Raw genomic sequence first — 16,288 nt, 5'->3', positions numbered from 1 at the left:
AGGAGGCGGGCGTTGGCCTGTCCACGTCCGCCGTGTCAGGCGAAGATGTCGTACTGCTGGTAGCCCGTGCCGATCGTCACGCGAGTGGCGAAGAGCTCGCTGGTGGCCTTTCCGGTGCCCGGGTACAGGTAGAGCGTGCCGCCGGGGGTGCGGGCGATGAAGTCCGCCTTGCCGTCGCCGGTCACGTCGCCGGGGGCGTCGAAGGCGTTGTAGCCGCTCCAGGTGCGCACCTTGATGCGGCTGGAGAAGGCTCCGGTGCCCGCCTTGCCGGTGCCCTTGTACAGATAGACGTACGAGGTGCTCTTGCCGCGTGCGATCAGGTCGGCCTTGCCATCACCGGTGAAGTCGCCGTGTCCGCGTACGGAGTTGTACTGGTTCCAGCCCGAACCGACCTTGACGCGGGTCGAGAAGGAGCCGTTGCCCTTGCCCGGGTAGATCCACAGGTAGCCGCTTGAGTCGACGGACAGCAGGTCGGGCAGGGCGTCACCGGTGACGTCGCCCGGCGCCACGGTGCGCGTGCGGGTCTTCCAGTTGTCGAAGATCTGCTGCGTGGCCCACTGCCCGGTGGGGGTGACGTAGTGCGTCCAGAAGACGGCGCCGTCGGCGCTCCTGCGCACCACGAAGTCCTGGTAGCCGTCCCGGTTGAGGTCGGTCTGCAGGATCAGGTCGACCCCGGCCCAGTTGCCCCAGGAGATGCGCGAGGCGAACGTGGTGCCCCTGGAGTCGAGTTCGAAGCCCGTGTTGTCGGAGTCGCGGCGCAGGAACAGGTCGGCCCTGTGGTCACCGCTCAGGTTGGTGTCGTCGATGCGTGGGTACGCGGCGCCGACGTAGCTGCTGACCTTGGAGTAGACGCTGTACGAGCCCTGCGCCACGCAGTCGCGGACGCCCCAGGAGACGATGCCCACGATGCGGTTGTTCACGACGAGCGGGCCGCCGGAGTCGCCGTTGCACGGCGAGACGGTGGTGTCGTCGGTGCCGCCCGCGGGGTTGCCCGCGCAGACCATGTGCCCCTTGATGAAGTCCGTGCCGAACGCGGCGGCGCACGTGGTGTCGGACTGGATCGGCAGCGTGGCCGTCTTCAGCGTCTGGGAGATGTTCTGGCTGGTGGAGCTGGTGCGGCCCCAGCCGTAGACCGTGGCACTGGTGCCGGCCGCGTACGAGGCCGTGTCGTTCGACGTCGTCATCCGGATCGGCTGGGCCGTGATCGGATTCGGCAGGGTCAGGACGGCGATGTCGTTGTCGACGGTCGTCGTGTTGAACGAGGAGTGGTTCCACTGCCGCCAGACGCCGGAGACGGTGCCGCCGTGCAGATCGGTGTTGCCCGCGTCGTCGGTGGTCGGCAGCTGCGAAGTACCAGTGAGGACGGCGCCGTTGGCGTGCCAGTCGTAACCCTTGACGCAGTGTGCGGCGGTGAGGATCTTCGTCGGCGAGACCACGGCGCCGCCGCAGAAGAAGCCGAGGTCGTCGCTCTCGTCCGTGGTGCCCTCGTCGTCGTGGTACCAGAGCTGGGCCATCCACGGGGCCGAGGTGAGCGTGGTCTCCGTGCCGCCGATGATCTTCGCGTCGACGGTGGATCCCGTGGTGTCCGCGGCGAAGCTCGACTTGGACGTCGTCTCGCCCGCGCTGTCGTCACCGGCGAGGGCGCCGGCGATCCGCTGCTCCAACTCGGCGAGCGTGGGCGAGCCGGCGGCCGGCTTGACGGTCGGCGTCGGCAGCGGGGTGGCGGCGTCCGCGGACGACATCAGCAGTGCTCCGGCCACACCGGCGGCGAGCGCGGCGGCGGCGAGGGGCAGCGCGATACGGATCCTGCGTCTGTGACGGCCGCCCTTGGCCATGGGTGTATCCACGGAAGTCCCCCTGAGAGACAGAGTTCCGAGCCGAAGATCTCTTGAAAAGGCTGCGGGCGCAGAATTCAAGACTGTTTTCGGCCGAAGAGTGAGGGCGTGATCGTACACCCGTCCCCGAACACCCCATTACGACACCCCCGTCACTTCTGTCCGTCACCTCGGCCGCGAACCGGAGCCGTCCTGGAACCGACCCGGTGCCGACTCGGAACCGCCCTGGGCCGCCCGGCCTCAGCCCTTGGCCACTGGGCGCCCCCGGTCCGTCCATGATCGCGGCCTGAGGTAGGGTCCCCCACGGATTCGTAACTACCGGCCGGTAGTGAGCCGGTGCAGGGAGTGTCGGAGGGGGACAAGACGATGGAATCCCACCTGGGCGACGGCGGGTCCGTGAACCTGGACCGCGTGGGGGACGGCGCTGGGGACGACATCGGCTTGGAGGCGATGACTCCGGATCCGCTGCTGACCCGGGACTACGAGACGCGGCCCTCGCTCGTGTACGAGCGGCTGAGGCAGCGTTACGGCCCGGTCGCACCGGTCGACCTGCTCGGCGTACCCGCCTGGTTGGTGCTGGGCTACCGCGAGGCTCTCCAGGTGCTCCAGGACGACGACGGGTGGCCGAAGGGGCTGGAGAACTGGCGGGCCCGCTCGGAGGGCAGGGTGCCCGCCGACTGGCCGCTCGGGCCGTCCCTGGAGGTCAACCATGTACTGATCCAGGGCGGTTCCGGATACGGGCCGTTGCGGGCCGCGTGGGATGCGGCCCTCAAACCGTTCCAGGACCCGCGCCACCCCCAGGCCAAGCGACTGAAGACGGCCGTCACCGCCTACGCCGACGAGCTGATCACGCTGGTGGGGCAGGGCGGCGGCACCGGCGTGGCCGACCTGTCCGCGCAGTTCTCCCGGCCGTTGCCGCTGATGGTGGCCAGTCACCTGCTCGGCTTCCCCGGCTCTCAGGGCGACGACGCGCTGATGGACATGTGGCGGGTGCTGGACGCGGGTCCGGACGCGGGAGCCGCCCTGGAGCGGCTGCTGGCGACGCTGGCGGAACTGGCGGCGGTGAAGTCGGCCGATCCGGGGGACGACTTTCCCTCCTACCTGCTGGCAGCGCACCCGGATCTCTCGCTCGACGAGCTGGCCCGCGAGCTGTTCATGCTGCTCGGCATGACCTCCGACCATGTCGGCATCCTCATCTCCAACACCGTGGTCGAGGTCATCTCGGGCGAGGGCGCCGTGCGTGCCAGCCTCTCCGCCGGGATGGTCAGGGAGACCATGAACCGGGTGGTCATGCGCAAGCCGCCCCTGGTGAACTTCGTGCCGCGCTTCGCGGCCCGGGACACTCCGCTCGGGAACTACACGATCCACGCGGGCGACCCGGTGTGGGTGTCCTCCGCTGCCGCACACGCCGACCCGCTCTTCGCCGACCGCGTGGCGGAGAGCACCACGATCAGCACCCGAGCGCACCTGTCCTGGGGTGCGGGCCGCCGTCAGTGCCCGGCGCGCGAACTCGCTTCGACGGTCGCGGCGGTGGGTGTGGGCCGGCTGTTCGAGCGGTTCTCCCATCTGGACCTCGCGCTCCCGGCCGACCAACTGCCCTGGCGCTCCTCCCCGTTCATGCGCGGACTGCGCTCGCTGCCCGTGCGGTACGAACTCGCCTCGGCACCCGAACAGCCGGTGGCCGGCCTCTCTGAGCCGCAGTCGGCCGGCACGGTGGTGCCGGATCCCTCCGCCCGGCAGCGCTCATCGCTGTGGCGCTATCTGACGGGCCTGATCCGCGCGGGCCGCTGACCGACGTTTTTTGACGGGCGGACATCGACCGGGCCACCCGTGCGTTCACCGCCGCGGTCCGATCAGACCGTAGGTCTGCGTCCTGACCGGGCGCTTCGGGAAGCGGTCATCAGGGTGCGACCTTGTCCGCGGCTCTCTCCGCGGCGGCAGTTCGGGCGGCGGAAGGACTCCCCACGTCCTCGGTCGGGGAAGCCGAACGGCGCCTGCGGCCGACTCGGCCGTTGCGGCGTTCGGCGTACTCGGCGAGCTTGGACAGCAGCCAGTTGATGGCGAGGCGTCCCTCCCACCGCGACGGCACGCCCCTGCCGCTCCGCATGGACGACGACTCCGGCGGTTGAGTGACCGGACAGGTCCTGGGCGTGACGCCGTCAGACCAGGCCGGCGTCGCGAGCGAGGAGGGCGGCTTGGACGCGGTTCGTGAGCCCGAGCTTGGACAGCGCTCGACTCACGTACGTCTTGACCGTCGCCTCGGTCATGGTGAGGTGGCGACCGATCTCCATGTTGGACAGCCCCTGGGCCACCGCGCGGACCACCTGGAGCTCGCGGTGGGTGAGCGCGGCCAACTGTTCCCGGGCGGTGACGGACCGGGCGGGGCCGTGCTCGGTGAAGTGGTCGATCAGTCTTCTGGTGACGCGGGGAGTGAGCATGGCGTGGCCGGCGGAGACGGCGTGGATGGCGGCTGTGAGTTCGCGGGGTGGGGTGTCCTTGAGCAGGAATCCCACGACGCCGGCGCGCAGCGCCTGGTGGACGTGCTCGTCGAGGTCGAAGGTGGTCAGCATGACCACCTTCGGGGCGGCCGGTGCGGCGGCGATCCGGGCGGCCGCGGTGAGGCCTTCCACACCGGGCATGTGCACGTCCATCAACACCACCTCGGGGCGGCAGCGGGCGGTCGTGGCGATGGCGTCGGCCCCGTTGCCGGCTTCGGCGACCACGCTGATCAGGCCGTCGGACTCCACGATCCGGCGCAGGCGGCAGCGGACCGGGGGTTCGCCGTCGGCGATCAGCACGCGGATCACGCGGGCTCCCGGGCGGCGGGGATGCGGGCCTCGTTGTCCACGGTCGGCTCCAGGTGAGTGGGTCGGCAGCGCAGGGTGACCCGGGGCTGGGTGCGTCGGCAAGAGCGCCCCGGGATGCGGTCCCGTGACGGCCCCGCCTCGGTCTCGGTGCAGTCCACACCGCGAGCCTAGGCCGGTCGGAAGGCCCGGCCAATCCGACTTTGGTCGACTGTGCTGCTACTTGAGGCGACTGCCCGGATCACCGATCGGCCGATGACCGCCGCCTCCGGCTGCCCGAGGGTGGGGACGAAGCGCATCGAGGAGGCAGCATGGCGTTCTTGCGTACGCGAACCAGGACAGGCGCGGTGACAGGGGTGGCGTTGGCAATCGGGATGTCGGTGCTGACCGTACCGTCTCCGGCGTCGGCCGTGCCGTCCCCGGCGGCGGCTCCGACCCAGTTGTACGTCGCTCCGTGGGGGAGGGACTCGTGGCCGGGCACCCTGGGCCGGCCCTTCGCCACACCGGGACGCGCGCAGCAGGCCGTACGCGAGCGGGCGCCGCGGATGGCGTCGGACCTGGTGGTGAACCTGCGCGGCGGGACGTACACCCTGAGGGCGCCGCTACGCCTGTCGGAGGCCGCGGGCGACTCCGGCCGCAACGGCCACCGGGTGATCTACCAGGCGTACGGCTACGGGACGCCACGACAGGAGCGGGTGACCCTCAGTGGCGGCCGACAGGTCTCCGGGTGGCGGTCCGACCAACGGCTGAGGGGGTTCTGGCGCGCGGACGTGGGCGGGCTCGAAACCCGGCAGCTCTACGTCGACGGCCGGCGAGCCGCGCGGCTCGCCCGCGAGGGCACAGGTTTCGACGGCACGCTGAAGGCGACCAGGACCGGCTATGTCACCACCAGCGCCGTTCCCCGGACCTGGCGCAACCCCGGTGACATCGAGTTCGTCTACCGATCCGGTTATGTCGAGGGCCGCTGCGGAGTCGCGGGGGTATCCGGTAGCGCCCGCCGGACCACCATCACCATGGACCAGCCGTGCTGGGATCTGGCCCAAGCGTTGTACGAGGGCCCGGAGTTGCTCGAAGCGCCGGCCAGTGTGGAGAACTCCCCCAGCTTCACACTCAAGCCCGGCAGCTGGTACCTCGACCGCTCCCGGCCCGGCCACCACGAGCTGCTCTACTTCCCGCGGCCCGGGGAGGACATGCGCCGGGCCCGGGTGGTCGCCCCGGTCCTGGAGACCCTGGTCACCGGCACCGGCAGTCCGAGCCGTCCCCTCCACGACATCGGCTTCCGCGGCCTGACATTCGCGTACGCCACCTGGCTGGCTCCCAGCGAACCCGCAGGGTTCCCCGCCGCGTGGAGCATGTACCTGCGGCCCGGGAAGGGCGAAGACGCGAGGCTGCTGACGGTGCCGGGCACGGTCGCCTTCCGCACCGCCGAGCGGATCACCTTGGAGGACAACAGGTTCACCCACCTCGGCGCCCAGGCACTGGAGTTGTCCGAGAACAGCTCTTACAACACGGTCGACGGCAACGTCATCAGCGACGTCTCCGACGGCGGCATCCTGATGGGCGTGGTCCCGCCCCACCAGAAGGGGACCAACCGCGGCAACCGGATCACCAACAACTGGATCCACCACATCGGCAGGGAGTACCACGCGGCCTCCGGTATCTGGGACACCGCGACCCAGGAGACCACCCTCGCGCACAACCAGATCAACGACGTGCCCTACAGCGGCATCCTGTCCGGACCCAGCGACGACCTGCGCGGCATCATGCACCGCAACCGCATCCTCAACAACCGTGTCTTCGCGACCAATCGGCTCCTGGCCGATGGAGGCGGCATCTACCTGCGCGGCGAACAGGGCAGCTCCTTCGCCGACGGGGCCGTCATCAGCGGCAACGCGGTCACCGACAGCAAGTACGGCGACTGGAACATCGGGATCTACACCGACGACAGCACCAACTGGGTCACCGTGGACGGCAACACGGTCTATGACTACGTCGCCGCCGTCGGCGGGTGCAGCGAGGAATGGGGCAACCGCCCCGTCCAGAACGTGCGCTATCGGGGGAACTTCTGGGACGACGCGGTCCCCGACTGGCTGGAGCCCCGGGACTATCCCGGCGCCTGGCCCCCGGCCGACAAGGAGAACGAGGAGGACGGCTGCGGAGACCCCCACCGTCTCGAATTCACCGGCAACTCCCTGCTGCCTTCCACACACCCCGGCCACGCCTGCGCCGGCGCCCCCGCCTGCGCCGCCGTCCTGGCGAACTCCGGGCCCCTCCCGTCGTACCGCCGGCACCTGGGCATGCCATGACGGAGCGGCACGCTGTGTACCGGCACCCTTCCGGCCATGCCGCTGCCGACAACGTCCTTGCAGGAGGAGGAGCCCTACGGGCGACCCGGGCGATAGGTTGGCAAGGCTTACCTTATAAGCTGATGCGGTCCTCGTCGCCGTATCCGCTGCGGGGGTTCGATTGTTCCTTCCCCGTACGACAGGACCCCCATGCGCACGACCTCCCGCGGCCTCTTCGCGGCGCTCGCTCTCACTCCGCTGCTGGCCGGCTGTTTCGTGTCGGGCGAGGCTGATTCCGGCAAGGATTCCAAGGCGGGGTCGGGCGGCCGTTTGCGGGTCGCCCTCGCGGTGCCGCCGGTGCAGTCCCTGTCCCCGTACAGCAATGACGCCACCGTGCTGAGCAAGCTCTCCGTGGCCGAGGGCCTCACGGCGCTGAACGAGAAGGGGAACGCCGCGCCCACGCTGGCGAAGTCCTGGACGCAGAAGAACCCCACCACCTGGACCTTCGAGCTGCGCAAGGCCACCTTCCAGGACGGCACCCCGGTCACCGCCGAGTCCGTCGTCAACGCGCTCGGCCACGCGGGTGCGGCCAAGCCCAAGCCCCGTGTCCTCAGTGACATGACGCTGACCGCGAAGGCCGACGACGCTGACACCGTCACCATCACCACCAAGACCGCCGACCCGGTCCTCCCACTGCGGCTCGCCAGCCCCGCGCTCGGCATCCTCTCGGCGAAGGCGTACGCGAAGGACGGCACCGTCAGTCCGGTCGGTACCGGAACCGGTCCCTTTGAGATCACGAAGCTCACCGGGAAGACCAAAGCCAGACTCGACCGCTTCGACGACCACTGGGGCGGCAAGGCCAAGGCGTCCGGCGTCGACGCGACCTGGATCGCCGACGGCACCGCCCGCGCCAACGCCCTGCGCGGCGGCGACGTCGACATCGCCGAGTGGATACCCACCGCCCAGGCGAAGCTGCTGGATGCCAACACCCGTCACGACGTGCCCTCCGTACGGACCGACAGCCTCGTCCTCAACACCAGGAGCGGCCTCTTCACCGACGCCGCGCTGCGCGCCGCCGCCCGCGAGGCCGTGGACGGCTCCGCCCTCGTCGACTCGGTCTTCGGCGGGTACGCCGACCCCGCGCAGGGCCTGCTCGGGCCCGCTGTCCCCTGGACGGCCGACAGGCGTGTCGAGGTGACCGGCCGCGCCACAGCGGCGACCACCGCACAGGTGAAGTCCAAGGCCAAGGCCAAGACCCTGCGCCTCGCCACCTACACCAATCGCGCCGAACTGCCCGAGGCCGCGACCGTGCTGCAGCAGCAGCTGGAGAAGGCCGGGTTCACGGTGAAGCAGGACGTGCGCGAGTACACGCAGATGGAGGCCGACCTCATCGCGGGCAAGTACGACGCGCTCATCTTCTCCCGGGTGACCCTTCTGGACACCGGCGACGCGGTCGCCTACCTCGCCAGCGACTACACCAGCGACGGGGTCTACAACATCGCGGGCCTGAAGGACGCCAAGGTCGACCAGGCCATCAAGGCCGCCGCCGAGGAAGACGACACCGCAGCACGGCAGCAGAAGATCATGCGGGCCGAGGCGGCGATCCTGCGCACCGACGCCGTCGTGCCGCTCGTCCACGAGAAGGTCGTGCAGGGCATCGCCACCGATGTCGAGGGCGTACTCCTCGACCCCCGCGAGCGCTCTCTTGTCGACGTCGACACGCACCTGAAGTAGCGCCGTATGAGCGTCACGTCGGCGGGAGCCGGAACCCGCCCGTCGCACTGGCGAACCGGGGCCGGCCGCGTCGTCGCCGCGGCCGCGCTCCTGACCGCCGTCGCCATGCTCCCCTGGCTGTCCGGGACCGACCCCGCGCTGACGGTCCTCAGAGCTCGCTCCGCCGATCAGGACCCGACGCCCGCTCAGCTGTCCTCCGTACGCGAGCAACTGGGCCTGGACGAAGGACCCTTCGTTCATCTCGTGCAATGGCTGAGCGGACTGGCGCGAGGAGACGCGGGCACCTCGTGGGTGTCGGGTGAACCGGTCCTGCCGCAGGTGACGACCGCTTTCGCGGTCTCGGTCACGATGATGCTCGGCGCGCTCTTGGTCACCGTCGCGGTGACGGCGCTGGTCTGCGGCCGCACCCTGTACCTCGGATCCCGGCGGCGGCTGCGGCGAACGGCGACGGGTGTCGGGGCCGCCGTGCCCGCCGCGCTGCCGAAGTTCCTGCTTGCCTCCCTGCTCGCAACGGTGTGCGGCGTGTGGCTGGACTGGTTTCCTTCCAGTGGCTGGGAGGGACCGCCGTCGATGGTGCTCCCCGCACTCGCCCTCGGCGTGCCGTCCGGAGCGATGATCGGCGGCCTGATCGAACAGTCGTTGCCCGCCGCCTTCGGCGAGCCGTGGGCGCGCACCGCCCACGCCTTCGGATTCTCGCCCGGCTTCATCGCCCGTACCGCGCTGCGCCGTGCGCTGCCCGGCGTGCTCCCCCAACTCCTGCCGACCGTCGTGGGCCTGGTCGGCGGCGCGGTCGCCGTGGAAAAGATCTTCAACATCCCGGGGCTCGGCCGGCTCGCCCTGGACGCCGCCATGGCCCAGGACCTGCCGCCGCTGCAGGCCGTGACGCTGCTCCTAGTCCTGCTCGGCGTCACCGCGGGCCTTCTCATCCAAGCCCTGTGCCGCGCACTGCTCGGCCCCGCCCTGCGCGACGGCGCCCTGCCCGCTCTGCCCCGGCCGGCCCTCCCGCAACCGCGTTTCCGCCACTGGATCACCGGCTGCTGCGCCGCCTTGCTGCTCACCCTCGTCATCGCAGGGCTGCTGCGTGACCCCTCACTGGTGGACCCGGCAGCCCGACTGCTCCCGCCCTCCCCCGGTCATCCCTTGGGCACGGACTCGCTCGGCCGCGACCTGCTGGCCCGCCTCGGCCACGGCGCCCTGCGCACCACCGGCGTGGCCCTCGCGGTGACGGCGGTCAGTACCCTCGCCGGGCTGCTGCTCGGCATGGCCGGTCGGGTGGGCACGGGCCTGACCGAAGTGGTCTCGACTCTCCCGGCCGTGCTCGCCGGGTTGCTGACGACCGCGGTCACCGGCCCATCGGTCTGGGGCGCGGCGTGTGCGGTGTGCGCGGTCGGCTGGACCCCTTACGCCGCCCAGACCGCCGCGCTGGTCGCCCAGGAACGGGCCAGCGGGTACATGCTCGCGTCGCTCTCCTTCGGCGCGGGCCCGTCCTATCTGCTGCGTCACCACTACGCGCCGGCCGTCCTGCCCGCCGTGCTGCGCAACGCCCTTCTACGGCTGCCCATCACGGTCCTCGTGCTGGCCTCCGTCGGCTTCCTCGGTCTGGGCGAACAACCGCCCACTCCGGAGTGGGGCCGCCTGCTGTCGGAAAACCAGCCGTACGTGGAACTGGCCCCGTGGACCGTCCTCGGCCCCGCCTGCGCCCTCGTGTTGCTCTCCGTTCTCGCCGTGTCCACCACACCACCGGCACCGGCACCACGCCGACGCACGGCCGGGAGAACGACTTCTGAGTCACTCTCACTTTCTGGCAGCCGGCGCTCCCCCACGTCGAGCTGAGCCCGGTCCGCGGTTCACAAGGTCAATTCGTCACCCGGAAGGTGGCGCCGCCCCTCGTCGACAACTGCCTGCGCTCGGCGCACAGTTGGCCTTTGCGCAAGCCCCACGAGACGGGCCGACACACACCAGCATTGCCATTATTTAGGTTAGGCTAAGCTAAGAAAATCTTGGCAGCTTGAACCCAGCGGTGTGTGCGTCATCAGGGGAGGGAAATCGGCCGGCCGGACCGCCGCCGGGGCGGCGCGGGCTCGTCGCCGACATGTGGGGTCCGGGCATCGGCGACGAGCCGGATGCCGCCGCGATCGTCGCACCCCTCACACCTCGCCCCGGCGAGCATCTGCTGGCGAACGTGCGCCACCGCCGACACGCGAATACGACGAGAGACGGAGAACATGACCGTACGGGCCGCGGTGGCCGGAGCCAGGGGCTGTGCCGGCGGGGAGATCCTCCGCCTGCCGCTGTCGCATCCGGAGGTGCAGATCGGCGCGGCGACCGCGCTCAACAGCGCGGGGCGGGAGCAGACATGAGACCCATCGTCACCGAGCGCGCGGACACCGATCCGTCCACCGGGTCACTTCTCTGGCCGGAAGAACTGCGGGGCAGCGCGGTCGTCGTCAAGTACGGCGGCAACGCCATGGTGGACGCGAGCCTGCAGCGGACGTTCGCCCAGGACATCGTGGAGCTGTGGCACGCGGGCCTGCGTCCGGTCGTCGTACACGGTGGCGGGCCCCAGATCAGCGCGATGCTCGACCGCCTCGGCCTGGAGACCCGCTTCGAGGCGGGCCTGCGGGTGACCACGCCGGAGACCATGGAGGTGGTGCGCATGGTGCTCACCGGCCGGGTCCAGCGGGAGCTGGTCGGCCACATCAACGCCCACGGGCCCTTCGCCGTGGGCATGACGGGCGAGGACGCGCACACGATGACCGCCGTGCGGCGGCCGGCCTTGGTGGACGGCCGGCCGGTGGACATCGGTCTCGTAGGCGACATCGTGGACGTGAACCCCGGCATGGTGCGCACGCTCCTGGAGCAGGGGCACATCCCGGTGGTCTCCCCCGTGGCACGCGGTGAGGACGGGCAGGTCTACAACGTCAACGCCGATCTCGCGGCGTCGGCCCTGGCCGTGGCCCTCGACGCCGAGCGGCTGGTGATGCTCACCGATGTGGAGGGGCTGTACGCCAACTGGCCCCACAGCACCGAGGTGATCGAGCGCTTGACGGCCGACGCACTGGACGCACTGCTGCCGGAGCTGGCGAGCGGGATGCTGCCGAAGATGGAGGGCTGTCTGCGTGCCGTCCGCGGCGGCGTGCGCAGGGCACACGTGGTCGACGGCCGCGTGCCGCACGCGGTGCTGCGAGGTGTCCTCGGCGCGACCGGCCCCGGCACCACCGTGGTTCCCGACAACAGCCCGGACCACTACCGCGCACCCCAGCCCTGACGCGCATCCAGGGCGAGGGCAGCACGGTGTGGGACAAGCCGACGGTCAAAGGATCCTTGTGAGGATCCGCGCGTTGCGCCGGGGGTCCAGGGACTGCGCCCAGGACGGAGGCGCCAGGCGCGCGGTCGTGGGCGCGAACCCGTACCGGAGGAACAAGCCGCCACCGCCGGTCGTCGCCGTGAACAGGGCACCGAGCGACCGGGCGCGCGCCCTGGCCAGCACGGCGCGCAGGAGCGTGGCTCCCACTCCGCTTCCCTGCCTGTGCCCGGCCACGCAGAAGTTGTACACGACGCCTGCGGGTCGGCGACCCTCCTCCGGGCCGGCCGGGTGCACGCGCAGTCCCACGCAGCCTTCGAGGGTGCCGTCGGGGGCCTCCGTCAGGAGGAAGTCGGCCGCGTGGGTGGCGTAGAGCGAGGCAGGCCGCTCGCGCAGTGCCCCCGAGCGCACGAAGGGCTGGGACAAGTCGGCGAGTGCGGCAGCGTCCTCCCGGCGGGCGGTGCGCACGGAGGACGTCGGCGCGAGGAGCGCATGCGGCAGCGGGGCAGGGCGCGGCGTAGCCGTGTTGCCTACGCGCACGGGCGGCCCGGGTAGTCGTCGGTCTCGGGTACGCCCGCCTCGCGCATCCTGCGCAGAACCTCGGGCAGGACCGTCGCGTCGCCGATGTCCACGGGGCAGTTGGCCTCCCTGTCGAAGACCAAGGTCTCCCCCGCCGGGTTCCAGATGACCCAGCGATGCCGGAACACGTCGTCCTCCCAGCGATGCGCGTAGCTCTCCACAACCGCCGTCTTCCTGCTCACGACGCCGACTTCCCGGTCTCGCGGCCGTCGACGTACGTCGCCACCACCTCGATGTCTCCGATGCGCGACGCGTCGACGCGCCGGGGGTCGTCGCCGAGCACGACCAGGTCGGCGAGCTTGCCCGGGGTGAGGCTTCCCAGGCTGTCCTCCCAGTGGCAGGCGAATGCGCCGGCGACGGTGTAGGCGCGCAGGGCCTCGTCGACGGTGATGCCCTCGTCCGGGCCGATCACCTGGCCGGATTCGGAGGTGCGCACGACCATGAACTGGACCGCCCGCAGCGGGGATCCGTCCGTGACGGGACGGTCGGAGCTGCCCACCAGCGTGATGCCGTGGTCCAGGAACCCCCTGCCGCGGTAGAGCCACGGGGCCCGTTCCTCGCCCATGATCGCCGCGTAGTCGTCGCCGAAGTAGCGCAGGAAGTTGGGCTGGACGACCGCGCTGATGCCCAGTCGCGCGAAGCGCGGGAGCTGGTCGGGGCGGATCAGGCCGGCGTGTTCGATGCGGTGCCGGGCACCGGGGCGCGGCCGGAGGCGCTGGGCCCGTTCCAGGGCGTCCAGGGCGACGTCGGCCGCGCGGTCGCCGATCGCGTGGACGGCGAGCTGCCATCCGACGAGGTGGCCGTCCACGATCGTGTCCGCGAGCACCTCCGGGTCTTCCTGCAACTGACCCATGTGGTCCAGCTGTTCGTACGGACTGCTGAGCGCGGCGGTCCGGGCCATCATGCCGCCGTCTGTGTAGATCTTCAGCGCCCCCACGGAGAGCCGGTCGTCGCCGAACCCGGTGCGCAGGCCGAGATCGAGGGCCCGGGGAATGCCGTCGGCCTCGTGCGCGGCCACCTGGCGCAGCCGGTCCGCGGACACCATCAGCTGCACACGCAGCGGCAACAGGCCCTCCTCGTGGGCGAGTTGATAGGCACCCAGCTCGACGGGGCTGTGGCCGAAGAGGGTGCCGCCGATGCCCGCCTCGGCGCAGGCGGTGATGCCCTCCGCCAGGCAGGTCCGGGCGGCGCGCCCGATCGCCTCGGCCAACTCCTCCTGGGAGTACGGCAGGCGCAGCGCGCGGGCGGCTCCCATGGCCCCCTCGGCGAGAAAGCCGCTGTCGTGCGGGATGTCCGCGGGGAGCAGGTCGAGAACGGCGGTGTTGACGACGCAGCCGTGCCCGGAGTCGTGCAGCATGAACACCTTGTGCCCGTGGCTGACCTGGTCCAGTTCGGCGGCGGTCAGGTGACGGCCCAGGGCCCGCTGGTCGTAGCCGGCGATACTCACCCAGGCGCCGGGCGAGCCCTTCCGGGTGACGGCTTCCTCCACGACGGCGAGCACGTCGTCGATCCGCGTGCGGCCCGCGATGCTCGGGGTGTTCTCCTTGAACCCGGTCCAGGCCAGGTGCACATGGGCGTCGATGAACCCGGGCAGCACGGTGGCGCCCTGCAGGTCGATCACCTCGCGTGCGGGCAGGGAGGTCACGGCCTCGTCCAGGCCGACGATCCGGCCCCGCCAGATGCCCAGGTCGTGGGCAACGGGGTGCTCCGGGTCCATGGTGAGGAAGCGCGCGTTCGTCAGTCTGGCGCAGAGCATCAGCGGTGTCCTCTCGGGGTGTCGGCCGGCACGGTCACGGACGGATCGGCCGCGACCTCGGGCGCGGGCCGTTGGGGGCGGCGGGCACCATCAGTGGCGTACCGGTCTCCGGGTCGTCAATGATCCGGCAGGGCGGGCCGAAGACGTCCTCGGCCTCGTCCTCTGCCGACCACCGCTTCAGCAGCCGCTGGTGGGGGTGGCGTGGCGGCGGGGGTTCGCTCTGCAGGGTCACGCTTCCATGGACGCCGCGAGGGATCGGGGGCGCAGATCGGTCCAGTGGGCCTCGATGAAGTCCAGGCATGCCTCTCGGGTGTTCTCGTCGAGGACGATCGTCCACCCCCCGGGCACCTCGGCGAAGGACGGCCAGAGCGAGTGCTGGCCCTCGTCGTTCACCAGGACCAGGAAACGGCCTTCGGTGTCGTCGAAGGGGTTGGTGCTCATGTTCAGTGCCTCCTCGGGGCCGACGGGGCCGGTGACGGCCCCGTCGAGGATGTGGATCAGGTCGTCGTTCGCCGTGGCGGGTGAGCAGCACCCGAAGGACCGAGCCGGTCAGCTGGAGAACGCGTAGGACTCGCGGTTCCGCAGCCGTCCCGCCACCGCGTTGACGATCTCACCGGCGCGGACCGCCGTGTTGGACAGCAGCGTCGAGGTGAGGCCGTGCGTGTGCTCGGTCGCGCCCTGGACGTAGATGCCGCAGCGCATCGCCTGGGACGTCGCGATCTGGTAGTTGCGGTCGACCCGTACCTTGCCGCTCGGCAGCCGGTCGCAGTATTCGCCGGTGGATCCGAGCAGGGTGAGCGGGTCTCCGGGCCGGTATCCGGTCGCGTAGACGATCACGTCGGTGTCCAGCGCCGTGGTCTTCCCGGTGGGCAGGAACTCCACCATGGCGCGCATGCCGGTCTCGTCCTTGGCGACTTCGACGAGCCGGGAGGCGTTGAAGATGCGCAACCGTTCGCGGCCCTGCACCTTCTCCTGGTAGTGCCGCCGGTAGAGCTCGTCGATGACCTCCAGGTCCACGACGGAGTAGTTGGTGGAGGCGTGGTAGCCGTCCAGCCTCTCCTTGACCCCGTCCGGCGCCTCGAAGTAGTGGTCGACCGCCGCCGGGTCGAAGATGCGGTTGGCGAAGGAGCTGTCGTCCGCGGGTGTGTACCCGTACTTGGCGAAGACGGCGCACACCTCGGCGCCGGGGAACGTGCTGTGCAGATGGTCCGTCACCTCGGCGGCGCTCTGCCCGGCGCCGACGACCACGACCCGGCGCGGCTCATCGAGCCCGGGCAGCTTGTCCAGCAGCTCCTCGCTGTGCCAGATCCGCTCGTCGCTCACCATCCCCTCCGGAAGCACCGGCTCCAGGCCGGCGGCGATGACGAGGTTTCGGGTACGGCGGGTGGTCAGTTCATCCGTTCCGTCACTCTGCCGGACGACGACGTCGAGGAACTCCACGGCACCTTCCACCACCACCGGGGTGACCGCGACGACCTCCGAGCCGTACTCCACCTCGTCGGTGAATCGGGCCGCCGCCCACTCGAGGTAGTCGTGGAACTCCAGGCGCGAGGGGAACATCGTCTTGTGGTTGATGAAGTCGACCATCCGCCCCTTGTCGTGCAGGTAGCTGAGGAAGCTGAACTCGCTCACCGGGTTGCGCATGGTGACCAGGTCCTTGAGGAAGGACACCTGCATGGTCGTGCCTTCGAGCAGCATCCCCCGGTGCCAGCCGAAGGCCGGCTGCTTCTCGAGGAACACGGCGTCGATCCGGTCACCGGTCCGCGTGTGGTGCTCACGCAAGGCGATCGCGAGGGCGAGGTTGGAGGGTCCGAAACCGATGCCGACGAGATCGTGGACGTGGTGCTCGGCAGAGGACATGAAGGGCCCTTTCAGGAGCTGGATCGGGCATGGAAGACGATGCCGCGATTAGGTTAGGCTGGCCTAATTAAGATGAGCCTAACCTTTCCCCTTCCCTCTCACAAGGAGACGTTCATGCGGGTGGTGATGTT

At 70.5% G+C, this 16,288-nt stretch carries 14 protein-coding genes and 2 pseudogenes; 6 read left to right on the top strand and 10 right to left on the bottom strand.

Annotation, left to right across the window (positions count from 1 at the left end; genetic code table 11):
* Positions 1 to 35: 35 nt before the first annotated feature.
* On the bottom strand, positions 36 to 1,835 hold the full coding sequence (locus FE633_RS01235) for a trypsin-like serine protease (RefSeq protein ID WP_138043152.1): 1,800 nt from the start codon (positions 1,833 to 1,835) through the stop codon (positions 36 to 38).
* 366 nt (positions 1,836 to 2,201) lie between these two features.
* On the opposite strand from FE633_RS01235, the gene FE633_RS01230 reads away from it, so the two are divergent.
* Positions 2,202 to 3,626 carry a cytochrome P450 gene (locus tag FE633_RS01230; RefSeq protein ID WP_138043098.1) on the top strand — a complete coding sequence of 475 codons (1,425 nt, stop codon included), beginning with the start codon at positions 2,202 to 2,204 and terminating at the stop codon, positions 3,624 to 3,626.
* 109 nt (positions 3,627 to 3,735) lie between these two features.
* On the opposite strand, the gene FE633_RS01225 is transcribed toward FE633_RS01230, so the two are convergent.
* Genes FE633_RS01225 through FE633_RS46980 form a run of 3 tightly spaced genes read right to left on the bottom strand, consistent with a single transcriptional unit; the run spans position 3,736 to position 4,800 of the window.
* Positions 3,736 to 3,942 carry a hypothetical protein gene (locus FE633_RS01225; RefSeq protein ID WP_138043097.1) on the bottom strand — a complete coding sequence of 69 codons (207 nt, stop codon included), beginning with the start codon at positions 3,940 to 3,942 and terminating at the stop codon, positions 3,736 to 3,738.
* Positions 3,943 to 3,994: 52 nt separating this feature from the next.
* Positions 3,995 to 4,642, bottom strand: coding sequence for a response regulator (locus FE633_RS01220; RefSeq protein ID WP_138043096.1), 648 nt, complete (start codon positions 4,640 to 4,642; stop codon positions 3,995 to 3,997).
* Positions 4,639 to 4,800 carry a hypothetical protein gene (locus FE633_RS46980; RefSeq protein WP_171059753.1) on the bottom strand — a complete coding sequence of 54 codons (162 nt, stop codon included), beginning with the start codon at positions 4,798 to 4,800 and terminating at the stop codon, positions 4,639 to 4,641. The genes FE633_RS01220 and FE633_RS46980 overlap by 4 nt, the downstream gene beginning before the upstream one ends.
* Before the next feature lie 195 nt (positions 4,801 to 4,995).
* Between FE633_RS46980 and FE633_RS01215 the strand changes: the two genes are divergently transcribed.
* From FE633_RS01215 to argB, 5 genes and pseudogenes are all read left to right on the top strand, one after another.
* Positions 4,996 to 6,945, top strand: coding sequence for a right-handed parallel beta-helix repeat-containing protein (locus FE633_RS01215; RefSeq protein WP_246113344.1), 1,950 nt, complete (start codon positions 4,996 to 4,998; stop codon positions 6,943 to 6,945).
* Positions 6,946 to 7,134: 189 nt separating this feature from the next.
* Complete coding sequence (locus FE633_RS01210; RefSeq protein ID WP_138043095.1) at positions 7,135 to 8,658, top strand: ABC transporter substrate-binding protein; 1,524 nt, start codon at positions 7,135 to 7,137, stop codon at positions 8,656 to 8,658.
* Between the two features lie 6 nt (positions 8,659 to 8,664).
* The gene (locus FE633_RS01205; RefSeq protein WP_138043094.1) at positions 8,665 to 10,491 is read left to right on the top strand and encodes an ABC transporter permease subunit; all 1,827 of its coding nucleotides are present in this window, start codon (positions 8,665 to 8,667) and stop codon (positions 10,489 to 10,491) included.
* Positions 10,492 to 10,883: 392 nt separating this feature from the next.
* A pseudogene (locus FE633_RS01200) lies at positions 10,884 to 11,006 on the top strand (N-acetyl-gamma-glutamyl-phosphate reductase); the annotation flags it as partial.
* An 8-nt stretch (positions 11,007 to 11,014) separates the two neighbouring features.
* Entirely contained in the window at positions 11,015 to 11,926 is a 912-nt protein-coding gene (argB, locus tag FE633_RS01195) for an acetylglutamate kinase (RefSeq protein WP_425473129.1), read from the top strand.
* Between the two features lie 45 nt (positions 11,927 to 11,971).
* On the opposite strand, the gene FE633_RS01190 is transcribed toward argB, so the two are convergent.
* From FE633_RS01190 to FE633_RS01165, 6 genes and pseudogenes are all read right to left on the bottom strand, one after another.
* Entirely contained in the window at positions 11,972 to 12,502 is a 531-nt protein-coding gene (locus FE633_RS01190) for a GNAT family N-acetyltransferase (protein ID WP_138043093.1), read from the bottom strand.
* Positions 12,493 to 12,723, bottom strand: a complete 231-nt coding sequence (locus tag FE633_RS01185; RefSeq protein ID WP_138043092.1) for a hypothetical protein — start codon at positions 12,721 to 12,723, stop codon at positions 12,493 to 12,495. The genes FE633_RS01190 and FE633_RS01185 overlap by 10 nt, the downstream gene beginning before the upstream one ends.
* Positions 12,720 to 14,297, bottom strand: a complete 1,578-nt coding sequence (locus FE633_RS01180; RefSeq protein ID WP_138043091.1) for an amidohydrolase — start codon at positions 14,295 to 14,297, stop codon at positions 12,720 to 12,722. Before FE633_RS01180 ends, FE633_RS01185 begins: the two co-directional genes overlap by 4 nt.
* Before the next feature lie 34 nt (positions 14,298 to 14,331).
* Positions 14,332 to 14,448, bottom strand: a pseudogene (locus FE633_RS01175) (ABC transporter ATP-binding protein); the annotation flags it as partial.
* A gap of 77 nt (positions 14,449 to 14,525) precedes the next feature.
* Entirely contained in the window at positions 14,526 to 14,738 is a 213-nt protein-coding gene (locus tag FE633_RS01170; protein WP_138043090.1) for an MbtH family protein, read from the bottom strand.
* A 108-nt stretch (positions 14,739 to 14,846) separates the two neighbouring features.
* The gene (locus FE633_RS01165; protein ID WP_138043089.1) at positions 14,847 to 16,157 is read right to left on the bottom strand and encodes a lysine N(6)-hydroxylase/L-ornithine N(5)-oxygenase family protein; all 1,311 of its coding nucleotides are present in this window, start codon (positions 16,155 to 16,157) and stop codon (positions 14,847 to 14,849) included.
* Positions 16,158 to 16,288: the final 131 nt, after the last annotated feature.

Origin of the sequence: Streptomyces montanus (genome assembly GCF_005786655.1) — a bacterium.
In the GTDB taxonomy this organism is placed as follows: domain Bacteria; phylum Actinomycetota; class Actinomycetes; order Streptomycetales; family Streptomycetaceae; genus Streptomyces; species Streptomyces sporangiiformans.
This window is presented reverse-complemented; position numbering and strand designations above follow the sequence as displayed.

What these genes read in the sequence shown, in the direction of transcription:
- FE633_RS01235 (WP_138043152.1), bottom strand. Translation starts at nt 1,835, where the DNA reads ATGGCCAAGGGCGGCCGTCACAGACGCAGGATCCGTATCGCGCTGCCC.
- FE633_RS01230 (WP_138043098.1), top strand. Translation starts at nt 2,202, where the DNA reads ATGGAATCCCACCTGGGCGACGGCGGGTCCGTGAACCTGGACCGCGTG.
- FE633_RS01225 (WP_138043097.1), bottom strand. Translation starts at nt 3,942, where the DNA reads ATGCGGAGCGGCAGGGGCGTGCCGTCGCGGTGGGAGGGACGCCTCGCC.
- FE633_RS01210 (WP_138043095.1), top strand. Translation starts at nt 7,135, where the DNA reads ATGCGCACGACCTCCCGCGGCCTCTTCGCGGCGCTCGCTCTCACTCCG.
- FE633_RS01205 (WP_138043094.1), top strand. Translation starts at nt 8,665, where the DNA reads ATGAGCGTCACGTCGGCGGGAGCCGGAACCCGCCCGTCGCACTGGCGA.
- argB (WP_425473129.1), top strand. Translation starts at nt 11,015, where the DNA reads ATGAGACCCATCGTCACCGAGCGCGCGGACACCGATCCGTCCACCGGG.
- FE633_RS01180 (WP_138043091.1), bottom strand. Translation starts at nt 14,297, where the DNA reads ATGCTCTGCGCCAGACTGACGAACGCGCGCTTCCTCACCATGGACCCG.
- FE633_RS01170 (WP_138043090.1), bottom strand. Translation starts at nt 14,738, where the DNA reads ATGAGCACCAACCCCTTCGACGACACCGAAGGCCGTTTCCTGGTCCTG.
- FE633_RS01165 (WP_138043089.1), bottom strand. Translation starts at nt 16,157, where the DNA reads ATGTCCTCTGCCGAGCACCACGTCCACGATCTCGTCGGCATCGGTTTC.